Source organism: Leptospira terpstrae serovar Hualin str. LT 11-33 = ATCC 700639, from assembly GCF_000332495.1.
Classification (GTDB): Bacteria; Spirochaetota; Leptospiria; order Leptospirales; family Leptospiraceae; genus Leptospira_A; species Leptospira_A terpstrae.
Window position 1 is genome coordinate 944,277 of sequence record NZ_AOGW02000010.1, and the last position, 14,733, is coordinate 959,009.

General features: G+C 39.0%; 10 protein-coding genes. 4 read left to right on the plus strand and 6 right to left on the minus strand.

Going from position 1 to position 14,733, the window contains the following annotated elements; genetic code table 11:
• Positions 1 to 15: 15 nt before the first annotated feature.
• Positions 16 to 1,086 (minus strand): A/G-specific adenine glycosylase, encoded by a 1,071-nt coding sequence (mutY, locus tag LEP1GSC203_RS12910; RefSeq protein ID WP_039937835.1) that lies wholly within the window; start codon positions 1,084 to 1,086, stop codon positions 16 to 18.
• Positions 1,083 to 1,367 carry a hypothetical protein gene (locus tag LEP1GSC203_RS12915; protein ID WP_039937836.1) on the minus strand — a complete coding sequence of 95 codons (285 nt, stop codon included), beginning with the start codon at positions 1,365 to 1,367 and terminating at the stop codon, positions 1,083 to 1,085. The genes mutY and LEP1GSC203_RS12915 overlap by 4 nt, the downstream gene beginning before the upstream one ends.
• Before the next feature lie 140 nt (positions 1,368 to 1,507).
• Between LEP1GSC203_RS12915 and ispG the strand changes: the two genes are divergently transcribed.
• From ispG to LEP1GSC203_RS12930, 3 genes are read left to right on the plus strand one after another with little or no spacing between them, the layout of a single operon-like run.
• A complete protein-coding gene (gene ispG / locus LEP1GSC203_RS12920; RefSeq protein ID WP_002974114.1) occupies positions 1,508 to 3,559 on the plus strand; it encodes a (E)-4-hydroxy-3-methylbut-2-enyl-diphosphate synthase in 2,052 nt (683 codons plus the stop codon).
• 42 nt (positions 3,560 to 3,601) lie between these two features.
• A complete protein-coding gene (locus tag LEP1GSC203_RS12925; RefSeq protein WP_002974002.1) occupies positions 3,602 to 5,287 on the plus strand; it encodes a DUF2339 domain-containing protein in 1,686 nt (561 codons plus the stop codon).
• Positions 5,284 to 6,525: a hypothetical protein gene (locus LEP1GSC203_RS12930; protein ID WP_002973976.1), complete on the plus strand. Its 1,242-nt coding sequence runs from the start codon at positions 5,284 to 5,286 to the stop codon at positions 6,523 to 6,525. Before LEP1GSC203_RS12925 ends, LEP1GSC203_RS12930 begins: the two co-directional genes overlap by 4 nt.
• Positions 6,526 to 6,541: 16 nt before the next feature.
• Here the strand turns inward: LEP1GSC203_RS12930 and LEP1GSC203_RS12935 are convergent, their stop codons facing one another.
• Positions 6,542 to 7,642, minus strand: a complete 1,101-nt coding sequence (locus tag LEP1GSC203_RS12935; protein WP_002974269.1) for an alkane 1-monooxygenase — start codon at positions 7,640 to 7,642, stop codon at positions 6,542 to 6,544.
• A gap of 13 nt (positions 7,643 to 7,655) precedes the next feature.
• On the minus strand, positions 7,656 to 8,159 hold the full coding sequence (locus LEP1GSC203_RS12940; protein ID WP_002973715.1) for a TetR/AcrR family transcriptional regulator: 504 nt from the start codon (positions 8,157 to 8,159) through the stop codon (positions 7,656 to 7,658).
• A 454-nt stretch (positions 8,160 to 8,613) separates the two neighbouring features.
• On the opposite strand from LEP1GSC203_RS12940, the gene LEP1GSC203_RS12945 reads away from it, so the two are divergent.
• A complete protein-coding gene (locus LEP1GSC203_RS12945) occupies positions 8,614 to 9,063 on the plus strand; it encodes a DUF1499 domain-containing protein (RefSeq protein ID WP_002974003.1) in 450 nt (149 codons plus the stop codon).
• 49 nt (positions 9,064 to 9,112) lie between these two features.
• Here LEP1GSC203_RS12945 and carB read toward each other — a convergent pair whose 3' ends face one another.
• Positions 9,113 to 12,424 carry a carbamoyl-phosphate synthase large subunit gene (gene carB, locus LEP1GSC203_RS12950; RefSeq protein WP_002973635.1) on the minus strand — a complete coding sequence of 1,104 codons (3,312 nt, stop codon included), beginning with the start codon at positions 12,422 to 12,424 and terminating at the stop codon, positions 9,113 to 9,115.
• Positions 12,425 to 12,445: 21 nt separating this feature from the next.
• The gene (locus LEP1GSC203_RS12955; protein WP_002974252.1) at positions 12,446 to 14,704 is read right to left on the minus strand and encodes a sulfatase family protein; all 2,259 of its coding nucleotides are present in this window, start codon (positions 14,702 to 14,704) and stop codon (positions 12,446 to 12,448) included.
• Between the last annotated feature and the right edge of the window lie 29 nt (positions 14,705 to 14,733).

Sequence of the window (14,733 nt, forward strand, 5' to 3'; positions counted from 1 at the left end):
GTGAATGGTAACGAACTATGGTTCTAAGTAAAGCAAAAACTTTTTTACCTTGGAGGCAAGAGAAGAAGGGAATTCAGTATCTAAACTAGAAAAATTCACCCACTTACTTTCTACATCAAATTTCTTTGCCAAGTCCTCTACTTCTTTCACTCCTTTTATTTGGTGAGTTAGAACAGAAAAATCCATCTTGTGGTGGGTGATTGTATGTTTGAATTGGCCGATCGGTTTTGGATGGATCACGATGTTTTTGAGTGATAAAAAGAATGGTGTTGGTTCATAAGCTTCAGCGGGAATTTGCCCAATAAATCCATAAGGCAAATGGAACATCTCCTTCAAAAATCGCATTTTTGGTTCCCGCACAAGAAGGATGTTTTCTTTATCCAAAAAAACCAAAATCTCTGCACTCAGTTGGATTTGTTTTTTCTCTTTTTCCCTGAGAGGAATCTCTGCAGTCAATTGATGAATCCTTGCAAAACAAGAATCCATAAGGGGGCATAACAAACATTTGGGTGAGTCGGGAAGGCAAATTGTGGCCCCGAGTTCCATCATGGCTTGGTTGTGGTCGCCGGGATGTTCTTTGTTTAAAAATCCATCGGCTTTCTTTTGTAATTCAGAGTCAGCTTTGGTGCTTAAGATATTTTCTCTATACCCATAATAACGAGATAACACTCGCTTAACATTTCCATCCAAAACGGCTAAGGGGAGATCATAAGCTATGGACAAAACGGCCCTTGCAGTATAGTTACCAATTCCTGGAAGTTTCAAAACAGAATCTAAATCTTTAGGGAAAGATCCATTGTAGTTTTGAACTAAAAAGATTGCAGCCTTTCTTAAATTGCGTGCCCGACTGTAGTATCCAAGCCCTTTCCAATGAGCAAGAACCTCCTCTTCTTCTGCGGAAGCTAAAGATTCTGGTGTTGGGAATCGTTTGATAAATGCTTCATACAAAGGAAGCATTGCGTTAACTCGCGTTTGCTGAAGCATCACTTCAGAAACCCAAATAGGATAGGCTTGTTTTTTCTTTCGAAATGGGAGGTCCCTTTTATGGGCTAAATACCACTCGTATAGTTTTTTTTGAGGAATCAAGTTTCCGAGTCTTGGATACTATAACGAAGAAAGGTATTACAACTTCCCTCTTCTGTATAACGGACTAAATCGTAGTCCAAACGAGTGGAACGGAAGAATTTGGAATGAGCTAATCTTTCTCGAATCTCTTGGCGAATATGGTCCCGAGCTTCTTGTCGTTTGTCATAATGGGCTGGGGAAAGGATTTCACTTTTATAAGACAAACTTCCTTCGCGATAAATCGCCACAGTCACCTGCACCCTGTATTTTCGTTGTAATCCTTGTTTAACTTCAGTATTCATAGTATCCAAAAGTGCAAGTTATCTTCCTAAATTGATTTTCGGTCCCTGGGGGATGGAAATTGAAACCTACGGATTTTTTTCATACTGCTTGCCCAAAAATTCGAATTTAATTTCCTAGATAATGAGAACATAAGATTCAAATGAGCACCAAATATAACGAATCGCCATTTTTCTATAAAAGACGCCCAACCAGAGAAGTGATGGTGGGTGGTGTCGGAATTGGAGGGAAAAACCCAATTCGTATCCAATCGATGATCACATCTAACACAAGAGATACGGAAGCAAGTATTCAACAAATTGCTGACTTAGAAAAAGCGGGTTCCGAAATCGTTCGCCTAACAGTGCCAAGCCAAGCAGACGCAGACAATTTACCAAACATTCGAAAAAGAATGAAGGAACTCGGACTCACAGTTCCCTTAGTGGCAGATATTCATTTCACTCCACAAGTAGCACTGAAATGTGTAGAGTGGGTGGAAAAAGTAAGAATCAATCCCGGCAATTTTGCAGACAAAAAAAAATTTGAAATCATCGAATATACTGATAAAGACTACAGCGAAGAGTTAGAAAGAATCGAAGAGGTTTTTACTCCTCTTGTTTTACGTGCAAAAGAACTGGGTGTGGCTATGCGGATTGGAACAAACCATGGTAGTCTTTCCGATCGAATTATGAACCGGTTTGGGGACACTCCTCTAGGGATGGTAGAATCTGCTTTAGAATTCATCCGAATTGCAGAAGGAAATTCCTACAAAGACATCGTTGTTTCTATGAAAGCATCGAACCCACAGGTAATGATCCAAGCCTATCGTATGTTAGTTTCCAGATTTTATGATTTGGGTATGGATTATCCTTTGCACTTAGGAGTAACGGAAGCAGGGGACGGAAAAGATGGTAGGATCAAATCTGCCATTGGGATTGGAAGTTTACTCGAAGATGGACTAGGAGATACGATTCGAGTCTCTCTCACAGAAGATGCCATCTATGAAATCCCGGTAGCAAAAGAACTTGTACGTAAATACAACGAAAGTTTGCAAAAGGAAATAGAAACGAAAACAAATACCGTTAGCTCACCTTCAAAGCCAAATCCCGAAGAAACTCGGGAAACAATCTATACGGAATTTCGTGACCCTTTCCAATATTCTAGGTTCTATTCCAAAGAATTAAATTTAGGGGATACAAAACTCGGAGACACAAGTCCAGTTCGTATCGAAATCTGTTTTCCTTTTTTCGGAACGGAATCCGTAGAGGAAGTTTTAAATCTCATCCAAAGAGAATCCAAATCAGGTCGCATTCCAGAAATCCTCCACTTCAAAATTGATTCTGAATTGGATTTGTTATCTCTAGGAACTATGGTTCGTCGCGGATCTTTTCCCTTGCCAGTTTCTGTGGAATTATCCCAGGAGTTGACTTACCAATATGATAGTTTGGCCGAAGACCTCTACCGCGTTCAAAAGTGGGTGATCAGTCCTAACCTATTTTTCCAAGAGTCAGAAGAATCTTGGGATGACCTTTTGGATTTTGTGACTCGGTATGCAAAAGACAAACGTTGTGTGGAATTGAGTATTGATTCCAAAGATATCCACCTAACAGAAAAAATTGTAAAAGAATCGAAAAAACGAAAAATAGAAAACCTACTTTTCTCTGTAAAAAATGGAGACTTACTCAGTGTTCGAAAATTGGCATTCCATTTAAGGGAATCTGATTATCCCATAGCCCTTGTCACTCATTCCAAAGAAAAAGAATCACTCCTCTACGAATCTTCTATCCAAGCAGGCGGAAGTTTACTCGATGGAATTGGAGATGTACTTCGTTTGTCTTATGGGGATGGGGAACCAGAAGAATCTCTGCATTTCAGTTTTGATGTCTTACAAGCGACTAGACTTCGTCTGACTAAAACAGAATACATCTCTTGTCCCTCTTGTGGTCGTACGATGTTTGATTTACAGTCCACAACTGCCATGATCAAAAAAAGGACAGGGCATCTGAAAGGGGTGAAGATTGCTGTGATGGGTTGTATTGTGAATGGCCCAGGAGAAATGGCAGATGCCGATTTTGGATATGTCGGTGCAGGAATTGGTAAGGTTCATCTCTACAAAGGGAAAGAAATTGTAAAAAAAGGAGTCTCCGAAGAGGAAGCTGCAGACCAACTCATCGATCTCATTCGTGAAAATGGAATGTGGAACGATCCTGAATAAAAAGTAGTTCCCCTCAATCCGCGGATGTGAACCATTTCCTCCGTGGAAGAAAAAGAAACTAAAGAAATCCTCTCAAGGATTCAATCTATGGAAAGGGAACTCACTTTTTTAAAAGAAAGAGTCCTTTCTCACACAAGTCCCCAAACTCCGAAACAAGTGACACCTCCTGTGTCTGTGTCGACCCCCACCGTTGTCCACCAAACAGACGTTCCATTAAACGATGGGCCCAATTGGTTTGTCCAATGGATCGGTGAAAATTTATTTGTAAAGCTCGGTGTATTTTCCCTCCTACTCGCCTCCATTTGGTTTTTCTATTTAGCGATAGAAGAGTATTGGATTAATGAATCCGTTCGAATTTGGATTGGTCTTGTTTCCGCGATACCCATTCTCGTTTATGGATACCGAGTCCGAAATACAAGACCCTACCTTTCCCCAAGCCTTCTGGGTCTTGGAATCGCAGTCCTCTTTTCTGCCTACTATTCTGGGTACTTGTGGTATGATTTGTATTCTACAGAAACCTGTTTTGTGGGACTACTCATTCTCAGTTTCACTGCAGTCGCTATATCACATGCAAAAAAAAGTGAAGTGTTATTTGGATTTGCCTCTCTTGGTGCTTTTCTTGTCCCGATCCTCCTTTCCACAGGACAAAACTCTTATCCATTTTTATTCACCTACTTACTACTTTGGAATGTCCTATTCTTTTGGGTTAGAAAAGATACTGGTTGGAAAGTCATTCCTTTACTGCTTCTTGCGGCAAACCACCTAATCTTCGTTGGCTGGGCCAATGACCATTTGGTAGATGCCAAACCATTTTTTCCCATCGCTTTTCAAATCGGTGTTTTTGTTTTATTTCTCTTGAGAGAATTCCAAACATTAGAAACCACAAAATCAAAAGAACCTATCTTCACCTTGGTTACCATAGGTTTTACCTTGGGACTCGGATTTCTACAGTCCTTTTGGGCATTCACTGTTTTTTATCCAATGGCAAAACCATTTTTACTGACACTACTCCTGCTCTTATTTTACGGATTGTATGAACGTTCTCTCAGGCGATCATCTTTGAGTTTAGAGAAGAAAAAAATCTATGATCTCATTGGATTATTCGGCCTACCGTTTATAGTCAGTTTGATAGTCATTGGAACCACAGGAAAACTACTGGCCTTTAGTTTGATTAGTTTTGCATTTCTTGTGACCGTTGCGTCCACCTATTCCAAACAACTTTATATGTATTTTGCGGCATTTCCCGTTTGGTTCTTTGCCCTTTTTTATATCTTTGCCTTTACCTATCGTTCTCAAAACGAAATCCCTTTTCTCAATGGAAGGTTTTTGGTGTTTGCCGCGGGATCAGTTTATTTGGTGCTTTCCTATCTTTATAGTAGAAAGTTTTCTGAGTTCTCTAAAATCTTTTTATACGCTGCTTATCCGTATTGGTTACTCGGAACCTTTGTAGAAATCTATCTTGGTTTTCCTGAAGAGAAAAAACTATTCCTCTACACTCTCAGTTTGATTCTGTATGGACTCGTGGCTCTATCCGTTGGATTTGGAAAAAAAATCCAGTCTTTACGTTATGTTGGATTTGGATCTTTGGCCCTTGTCATCATCAAATTCTATCTTTACGATTTCTGGAATTTGAGTTTAGGATATCGAATTTTGGCAGGTTTATTCTTAGGTGTAACTCTTATCGTAACCGGAACATTATACAATCATTTCAAAAAGGAAACAAAATGAAGCTCATATACTTACTTCCCATTCTAATCTTTTTATCAATCACAACACAAATTACAAGTAGACCACTTGCTGTTCAAAACTTTAAATACAAAAAAGATTTAAAGATTTCGGGGAATCTTTCTCCTAACGGAGTTATCAAACTTATGTTAGATGAAGACATCTATAAACATTCGTTTTATGGAGACCTTCGAATTACTCACAATGGAGAGATTGTACCCTACCATATCCAAAACGCCGAAGAAATTTCCAAAAATACCGAAAAAGTAAAACCAGAACTACTTTTCACAAAAAAAGATGATTTAGAAATTTATGTTTTGGAACTACCCAAATTACCGGAAGGAATGAATTACACAAAACTTTCTGTATCTAGCGCCTATGACTATGAAACATCCATTACACTGAAGTTAGGTGACAACCCAGATAGTTTTATCGATTCCAAAACTGTTTTTCTTTATAAATATGGAAGCCAATCCTCTGGAGAAATTGACCTAGGAGGCACAAAACATCGATTTCTTCGATTGGAAGCAGAGCCAGGTTCCGATCTAAAATTCCCAACCGCCCTTCGTGCGAAACAAAGCAAAAATTTGTATTATGAAAAAACGCACGCTGTGGCAAATCCAATCCTTGCCGAAAACCATTGCCAATTTTTATTTCCGAATGAATCACAATCAGCATTTCAAATTCTAAAATTACAATTTGAAGAAGGAAACTGGGAACGAAGGGTCACTGTCCGCGGGAAAATCGATAAAAAAGAATGGGATACTGTATTTGAAGGAACAGTAAGTCATAACAAATCGGAAGGAAATTTTACAGAAATTCCTTTATCTCGAACCATAAATTCGGAATTTGAAATCCAAATTTATGACGGAGAAAATGAAACCCTCCACCTAACTAACGTAATTTCTGTGCAGCCACTTGAGGAAATTTATTTTTTCGCCAACGCAGATGGGGATAAAGAAGGATATTCACTCTACTATGGAAACCCTTACCAGTGGCCAGCAAGTTTTGATTCTTACTCCTACCCTTCCGGTGAGGAACTCAAAACCAATGAGGTAAAAACTGGATCTCTCCTTGCTGAATCAGAAAATCCTGATTTTGGTTTTAGTATCCTTTACCCACCTACTTCTGGTTATCTGGCAACTGGATTCTTTTATTTAGGTGTAGCCGCATTGTTATTTCTTTTATTTTCAATTCTCAAAACCAAACGTTCTGTTCTTGCAGAATCAGAACCCAAATAGAATCAAGTGCAGACCCTCACGAAGAATGGATTTCTTCGTGAGACTTCTTCTTTTCCCATGATTCCAAAATAGGATTCATCATGGAAAACCAGAGAGGGGGAAAAAGCGCAATGAGAATCATTACTTCATACCCAAAGGGCAATTGTGGGGCTTCTTCAAAATGACGAAGGGTTTGGTAACGCCTGCCTGCATTGGCATGATGGTCGGAATGTCTTTGTAATTGAAAAAGAAGAGCGTTGGATGCAAAATAATTTTGGTTCCAGGAATGGATTGGTTGCACTTTTTCATACTTACCATTCGAAACTTCGTTACGTTTCAAACCATAGTGTTCGATATAGTTTGTTAACTCCAATAAAGAAAAGGCCACAAAAGATTGTAAGAGTAAAAATCCTAGTACATCCAAACGAATGCTGTGACCACTTAAGAGAGATCCCATAACCACCATACCAGATAAAAAAAGAATCGTGACAACAGCATACCATATCATTTCATTCCGATAGTGCCAAACAGTTAGTCCCAATTTGGACAAACGTTTTTTCTCTAACTCCCAAGCAGAAAGGTAAGCTCCAAAAACCGTCTGAGGATAAAATTGATAGAATGATTGGTTCTTTTGAGAGGAAGCTGGATCACTGGGAGTTGAGACATGGGTATGGTGCCCCCGATTGTGTTCGATATAAAAATGCATATAACATACAGTCATATAAATCATTTTAGAAAGGAATTGTTCATACCGAGTATTTTTATGGCCTAACTCGTGTCCTACCGTGATGCCGACCCCACCAGTTACAATTCCGACAGCGATTGCAAATAGCAAAAACTCTAAAGTAGTGTGAGGAAATAATGAAATTCGATAAACTGACCAAATTACGAAAGTTAGCTGAATATATGCCCAAATTTGCGTTAGGTATCGAAAATAGGAATCGTTTTGTAGTTTTAAAAAATGGGAATCTGTTGGATTGGAATCATCTCGCCCCAGTATTAAATCAAGGACCGGTAAAATGATAAAAACCGTAAAAGGGACGATCAAATACGACAATCCTCCCACTCCTTCTGCAAGAACTGTCAAAATCGGCAAAACATAACAAAGTAAAAAACTAAGTCGTTTGGTAAGAGTCATAAAGTTACCTTCCTTATTCTTTGCTTTGAAACAATACCTTCAAATTCTCCAATCCTTCAAACAGTGCGGGCCAACCCGTTTCTTCTGTTGCATTATTTTTCAAAAACAAAGCACCTAGAAAAAAAGACAAAAAAGCCTTACCACTCATTACACTGGAACCAGCAGGAAAAAATCGATCCAAAGCGGTTCGATACGAAGTAAAGGAATCCTCAACAAGCTCTGTCAGTTCTGTCGATTCACTCAGTTGCCTCTTTACATCCACAGCAAGTAACATCAGGTTCATAAAATGTGCCTCACGCGAAGCAACAAAGTTCATAATGTCCGTTAGCCCCGAATGATTTTCAGAAAGCTCCGTAATCTCTTTGGCATCAATGGCAACCACTTGTCTTACCATGGAGGCAAAAAGAATTTCTTTCGTTGGAAAGTAATGATAAAGAGTTCCGGTAGAAACTCCGAGCTCTTTTGACAATTCACGCATAGAAACTGAAGAAACTCCCTTGGAGACAAAAATAGGCATACACTTAGTCAAAAGTTCAACCCGGTAAAGATCGTGATCGACTATCTTTGGCATCTGAGGTATTCTCGCTTTATATCGAACGATTGTTTTAAATAAATACTTTTACCACAATTTGTCCATCTTTTTTTCTCAAATGCGACGGATTCCCATTTTCTCAGATTTTTTTCCATAAAACCCTGGTCCTTCTCCTAGCCATTTTTCCTCCGACCCCTGCGGGTTGAGGGAATAGGCACAAGTACGAAGCAATAATGGGAAAACTCAAGCGAGAAACAGTGTGGGAAAACTTAGGACTTTGCCTTATTTATGCCCTAGACCGAAAGATCGGAAAAGGTAGCGGAAAAGAAAGGAAAGTTACTTAGAAAAAGTAACTCAATTACCTTTTCTAAGGAGTTGATTTTTTACCCAGTGCGTAAATAGTACCGTCCAATAGAATGAAACTAAAAGTAAGGAATCTATGAATCAAAAAATCTACAGCCTCATTGTGATCGCACTATCTTTATTCCTCGTCCAATGTACGGGAACCAGGCCAGATTCATTGGGAATCAAATCGGAAAGATTGGGTGATTGTCCAAAAACACCTAACTGTGTTAGTAGCTTTGCCGATCCCAATGACAAAGAACATTACAGAAGTCCAGTTCCTTATAAAAAGCCACTAAAGGATGCCTATTTGGTATTGAAAGGAAGGTTGGAGAATTCTCCGCGAACCAAGATCATCCAAGAAAACCCGAATTACATTAATGCTGAGTTTACATCTAGAATCATGCGGTATGTGGATGATGTGGAATTTTATTTCGATGAGAAAAATAAACTCCTTCACTTCCGGTCCGCTTCCCGGTTAGGGAAATCGGATTTTGGAGTGAACCGAAATCGAATTGAAACCATCCTAAAGGATTTAGAAATCTAACGATTCTCCGTTAAGTTTTCTAAATCCTTTTCTTCTCGATATCGATTTTCTATGATTTTCTGTGAATTTCTTGAAGGGAATTCACAGAAAATCCTTTGTCTTTCATTTCCACCAAACCATGAATCAATGCCTTGGCAGCTTGTGCTGTTGTCAAACAAGGAACCTTATATTTAATCGCTGCTTGGCGAATGGTAAAAGCATTTTCCCTAGTGACTCTTGACAAAGGAGTATTGATGATCAAATGGATTTTTTTCTCTTTGATATAATCAATCACGTTCGGGAAGTAACCATCGTAAATTTTGTTAATCTTACTAGAAAGGATTCCATTATCGGAAAGAAATTTATGAGTTCCTTCTGTTGCGATAATATTATAACCTAAGTTGGATAAAGAACGCACCGACTCGAGTAAATCTTTCTTAGTTTTATCATTAATGGTCACAAAAACTGTACCGTGTTTCGGTGGTTCTTCTCCCGCCATTATTTGAGCTTTTACAAAGGCTTCCCCTTTAGTGGCGGCAACACCCATAACTTCTCCGGTAGATCTCATTTCGGGACCGAGGATAGTATCCACACCAGGAAATTTGCTAAATGGTAATACCGCTTCTTTCACGGTAATCATTGGTGCAGAAAATCGTTTTCCTAGTTTAAAGGATGCTAACGGTTCACCTAACATCAATCGAACGGCAATTTTTACAATGGGAATTCCAATTGATTTGGCAACAAAAGGAACGGTTCTTGAAGCCCGAGGATTGACTTCTAAAACATACAATGTGTCTTCTTTGATTGCATATTGAACATTGATTAAACCTTTAACATCCAACTCTAAAGCCAAACGGTAAGTGGCTTCTTCAATTTCTTGCAACATACGTTGTGAAATATTTTGAGGAGGTAACACACACGCAGAGTCACCAGAGTGTATTCCTGCTTCTTCAATGTGTTCCATGATACCTGCAATGAATACGTCTTTTCCATCACAAAGTGCATCCACATCCACTTCGACTGCATCTTGCAAAAAGGAATCTACAAGAAGTGGTCTGTCTTCCGATACTTCTTCTGCTTCTTCCATGTATTTGTCTAGTTCAGACTCTTCATTGACAATGAGCATTGCCCTTCCCCCTAACACGTAGGAAGGTCGAACTAAAACTGGGTACCCAATTTTTTTTGCGATCTCTCTTGCTTTGTCTTTAGAAGCAGCAATTCCATTGTCAGGTGACTTTAAATTCAATTTTTCCAAAACTTCTGCAAAACGTTTTCTGTCTTCTGCTCGGTCAATGGAATCTGGACTTGTTCCCATAATGGGAACCCCTCGTTTTTCGAGTGCCTTTGCCAACTTCAACGGAGTTTGTCCACCTAACTGAACAATGACACCATCAGGTTTTTCTTTTTTAAATATTGCCATCACATCTTCAAGACTTAATGGTTCAAAATACAGTCTGTCCGAAGTGTCATAATCGGTAGATACAGTTTCTGGATTGGAATTGACCATAATGGATTCCACTCCTGCTTCCTGTAAGGAAAAGGAAGCATGGCAACAACAATAGTCGAATTCAATCCCTTGGCCAATTCGGTTGGGCCCACCACCTAGAATCATTACTTTCTTTTTAGAAGTTACATCAGATTCATCTTCTTCATCATACGAGGAATACATATACGGAGTAAACGCTTCAAACTCACCGGCGCATGTATCGATCCGTTTGTATACGGGACGAATGTTTTTTTCTTCTAAGTATTTTTCAATGGATTCCTCTTCTTCACGAAGAGTTTTTTCTACCTTGGCTTTAGTAATTTCAATGGCAGCACCACTTCTTACTTGGGCAAGGATTTGTTCTTCTTTGGTAAGGAAGGCAAGTTGGCGGTTCGAAAATCCGGCCTTTTTCATTTCTTCAAAAATGGCCTTTCCTTCCTTACGGAATTTATTTTCTAATTGATACAATTCTTCAAACTGGTAAAGAAACCAAGGATCGATTTTACAAATCTCAAAAATTTCATCTACACTCATCCCAAAATCAAAAGCCATCTTTACATAAAAAATTCGTTTGTCTGTAGGACGTTTGACTTTAGCAGTAAGCCAAGTTTTTCTTTCTTCTTTGGGGATGGATTCCCATTCCAAAAGTTCTTTTAAATATCCATCACTTCCAAATCCAAACCGGTCTGTTTCCAAAGAACGAAGTGCTTTTTGAAAACTTTCTTTGAAGTTACGACCTATCGCCATCGCTTCACCGACCGCCTTCATTTGAACTCCAAGAGTTGTATCAGAACCTGGGAATTTTTCAAAAGCAAATCTTGGAATTTTGGTCACTACATAATCGATGGATGGTTCGAAACTTGCAGGTGTTACGCGAGTGATATCATTTCTGATTTCATCCAAAGTGTAACCGATGGATAAAAGCGCCGCAATTTTTGCGATTGGGAATCCTGTTGCTTTCGATGCCAAAGCAGAAGACCTTGAAACTCGTGGGTTCATTTCAATTACAATGACATCCCCATTTTCAGGATTCACCGCAAATTGGATATTGGATCCACCTGTTTCTACTCCGATTTCTCTGATAATGTCAATGGACATATCACGGAGGCGTTGGTATTCCTTATCGCTTAATGTCTGTTGTGGTGCGACTGTAATGGAATCCCCTGTATGAACTCCCATTGGATCTAAATTTTCAATGGAACAAATGATGACTACGTTGTCCGCTAAGTCTCTCATCACTTCCAATTCAAACTCTTTCCAACCCATCACTGATTCTTCCACTAACACTTGTGATATGGGGGATGCAGAAAGGCCTTTTTGAGCAATTTCTTCAAACTCAGATTCTTCGTAACAAGTTCCACCGCCAGTTCCCCCTAAGGTAAAGGCTGGTCGGATAATGATTGGAAATCCAATTTCATCTTTAGCTTTCCTAGCAGCTTCCATATCGGAGACCATAAAGGATTTTGCCACTCGGATTCCGAGTTTTTCCATCGCTTGTTTGAATAATTCTCTATCTTCTGCTTTCCGAATGGCTTCTACTTTTGCTCCAATCAGTTCTACACTGTATTTTTCCAAAACACCTTCTTTATGAAGTGCTAAAGCTAAATTTAATGCAGTTTGTCCACCAACTGTTGGTAAGATGGCATCCGGTTTTTCTTTTTTGATGATTTTTTCTAAAACGGGAACCGTGAGTGGTTCAATATAAGTGGCATCGGCAAGATCGGGATCTGTCATAATCGTTGCCGGATTGGAATTGACGAGGATGACTCGGATTCCTTTTTCCCGGAGTGCTTTGGTGGCTTGTGTTCCGGAGTAGTCAAATTCACATGCCTGCCCGATGACGATAGGTCCGGATCCGATGATCAAAATTGATTTTAAGTCGTTACGTTGCGGCATAGTTTCCTCTTTTTTCCTTATTTAGTTTTCATTAATTTCTGATAAAGAACTTGGTATTAAATACTCTCCTGCGAGAGTCGCATCTTCCCATTGGATCACTGTTTGATAGAGCAAATTTTTCATTTTTGCTGCTTCAGGGTGATGGGGGTAAAGATTTTTCCTATTGAGTGGATCTTTTTTTCGATCATACAACTCAAAGACCACACCTTGTCGTGTGGGAATATAAATTAATTTATAATTAGAATTTTGCAGTGATCGATGTTTTGAAAACGCAATGGTTTCTCGGTATATTGGATCTGTGATCATGATTTGGTAGTCTTCTTCGGGAACTACCTGATGGAGAGATAAAATATTGGGGTAAGGAATTCTTTGTTTTTGAAAGAAATGGTCTCCCGTATCAGAAAACCAAATTCCAGTTTCTGCATAAACAGAGCGCTCTTCTTCCCAATTCGATTTTCCGAGGACAGGGAGAAGCGACTTTCCAGGAAACTTTGATTTGGTGGAAATTCCAAAAAATTCCATTAAAGTGGGATAGATGTCTACACTGGATGTGATTCCAAAAAACTCGTGTTCTGTTTTTGTTTCTACTTTTGATTTCGGAAATTTAATGAATAAAGGAACATGGGTTACGGCTTCTCCGCGGAGGTGTTCTCCGTGGCCTTGCCCATGTACATCTTCATACAAAGCCTCGCCATGGTCAGCAGTAAGAATGATGATGGCTTCATCATAAATTCCTCGGGCCTTTAATTCCGATAGGATCTCACCAAACTCTGCATCAAAAGCATAAACCGCACTATCAAAAAGACCCCGAATTTGATTGGTTTCCCAATCGGTGGGAACTGCCGAATTTGTGGGATCTACAAACTTTAAATACTTATACTTCCCATAGTAGTCTGGATTCGTAAATGATTTGTAATAAGGATAAGCAGGTGTGTATGGAAAATGAATGACACTAGAAAAATAAGTTACAGAATAAGGAGCATCACCTTCTCGTTTGGTGATCGAACGAAATCGGTCTAGAATTCTACTACCATCTCCCCAAGTGGACAACCCGTCCATTTCCTCTAAATACATTCCCCCAGAAAACCAAGACCCGGTAAGAAATGGCAAAAGGAATAACTGTGATTCTGCTGTTCTCTGAACAGTCATGATACGAGCGTTAAAGTTTGGTGCGAGAACTTCATCAAATCCAAAGTTTGCACGGGGAAAAATATCTGCGGCAAAACTTCCGACCGCATAACTCCTGTATCCTATTCCCTTCAACATTTGTTGGATGGTTGGAAATGAAGCCGAACCAATCCTTTGTTTTTCTTCTAACGAAGGAAACATATCGCGAACTTTATGACTCATTGAATATTGGCCCGTCAATAGATCCGCCCAACTAGGAAAAGTGCGTGGAATGGTTGTATGGTGGTCATGAAATACAAAACTTTCTTTGGAAAAGGAATCAATATTGGGTGTGATACTTTTCCCACCAATTTTAAATCCAATCTTATCATATCGCAATGAGTCAGCAGAAAGAATAAAAATGGGAGGTTTGCAATTCTCTTTCGAATGAGTGAGGGCGCTCATTTGATTCCAAACATTAGGAACTAAGTATAAAAATCCAAGAAATAGGATTAGCAGTCCGTAGGTTTTAACATGAATTCGTTGGTATTGTTTTCCTTGCCAAAACAAAATCGCAAAATAGAAAATCCCTACTAAATAGAATCCTGAGGTATGAACGAGTCCAAGGACTAACACATGCAAAAGGGCAAAAAAACTTTCTTTGGTTTTGTGAAGGTAAATCTGCCGTAGAAGTAATATGAAAAAACCAAAAAGGATCAAACCCAAAACCAAACTAAAGTAACTAGGACTTGTATGATCTGTTAGAAAATAAAGAAAAGAAGCAAAGGAAGGATATCGGAAAAAAAAGAACTCTCCATATATCTGCGGAAAACTTACCATCGAATGACAAAGAGCCAAACACTCAATAAACAAAACCCAAAACGATAATACATACCAAGAAACTTCTCTTCTGATTAGAAAATGATAAGTTAATGATACCAAAGAAAAGAGGGTTAGATGCAAAAAAAGAGAAATAGAAAAAACTTTAAATGTGGTGGAGAGGTAAACTCCAAAAAAAGCACCTAAATACTGTTTGAGGAAGTCACCAACGTCGACTCCCATAATGGTAAAACTTGTATTAAAAATTAAAAAAAATAGATAAAAAAAAACCGTAAACCAAAGGGAGATTTTAAGGATTCGGATGGGGAAAAGAGGGGCTTGGTTCGGACCCATTAGAGTCATCATTCCAGAACCCCCGATTC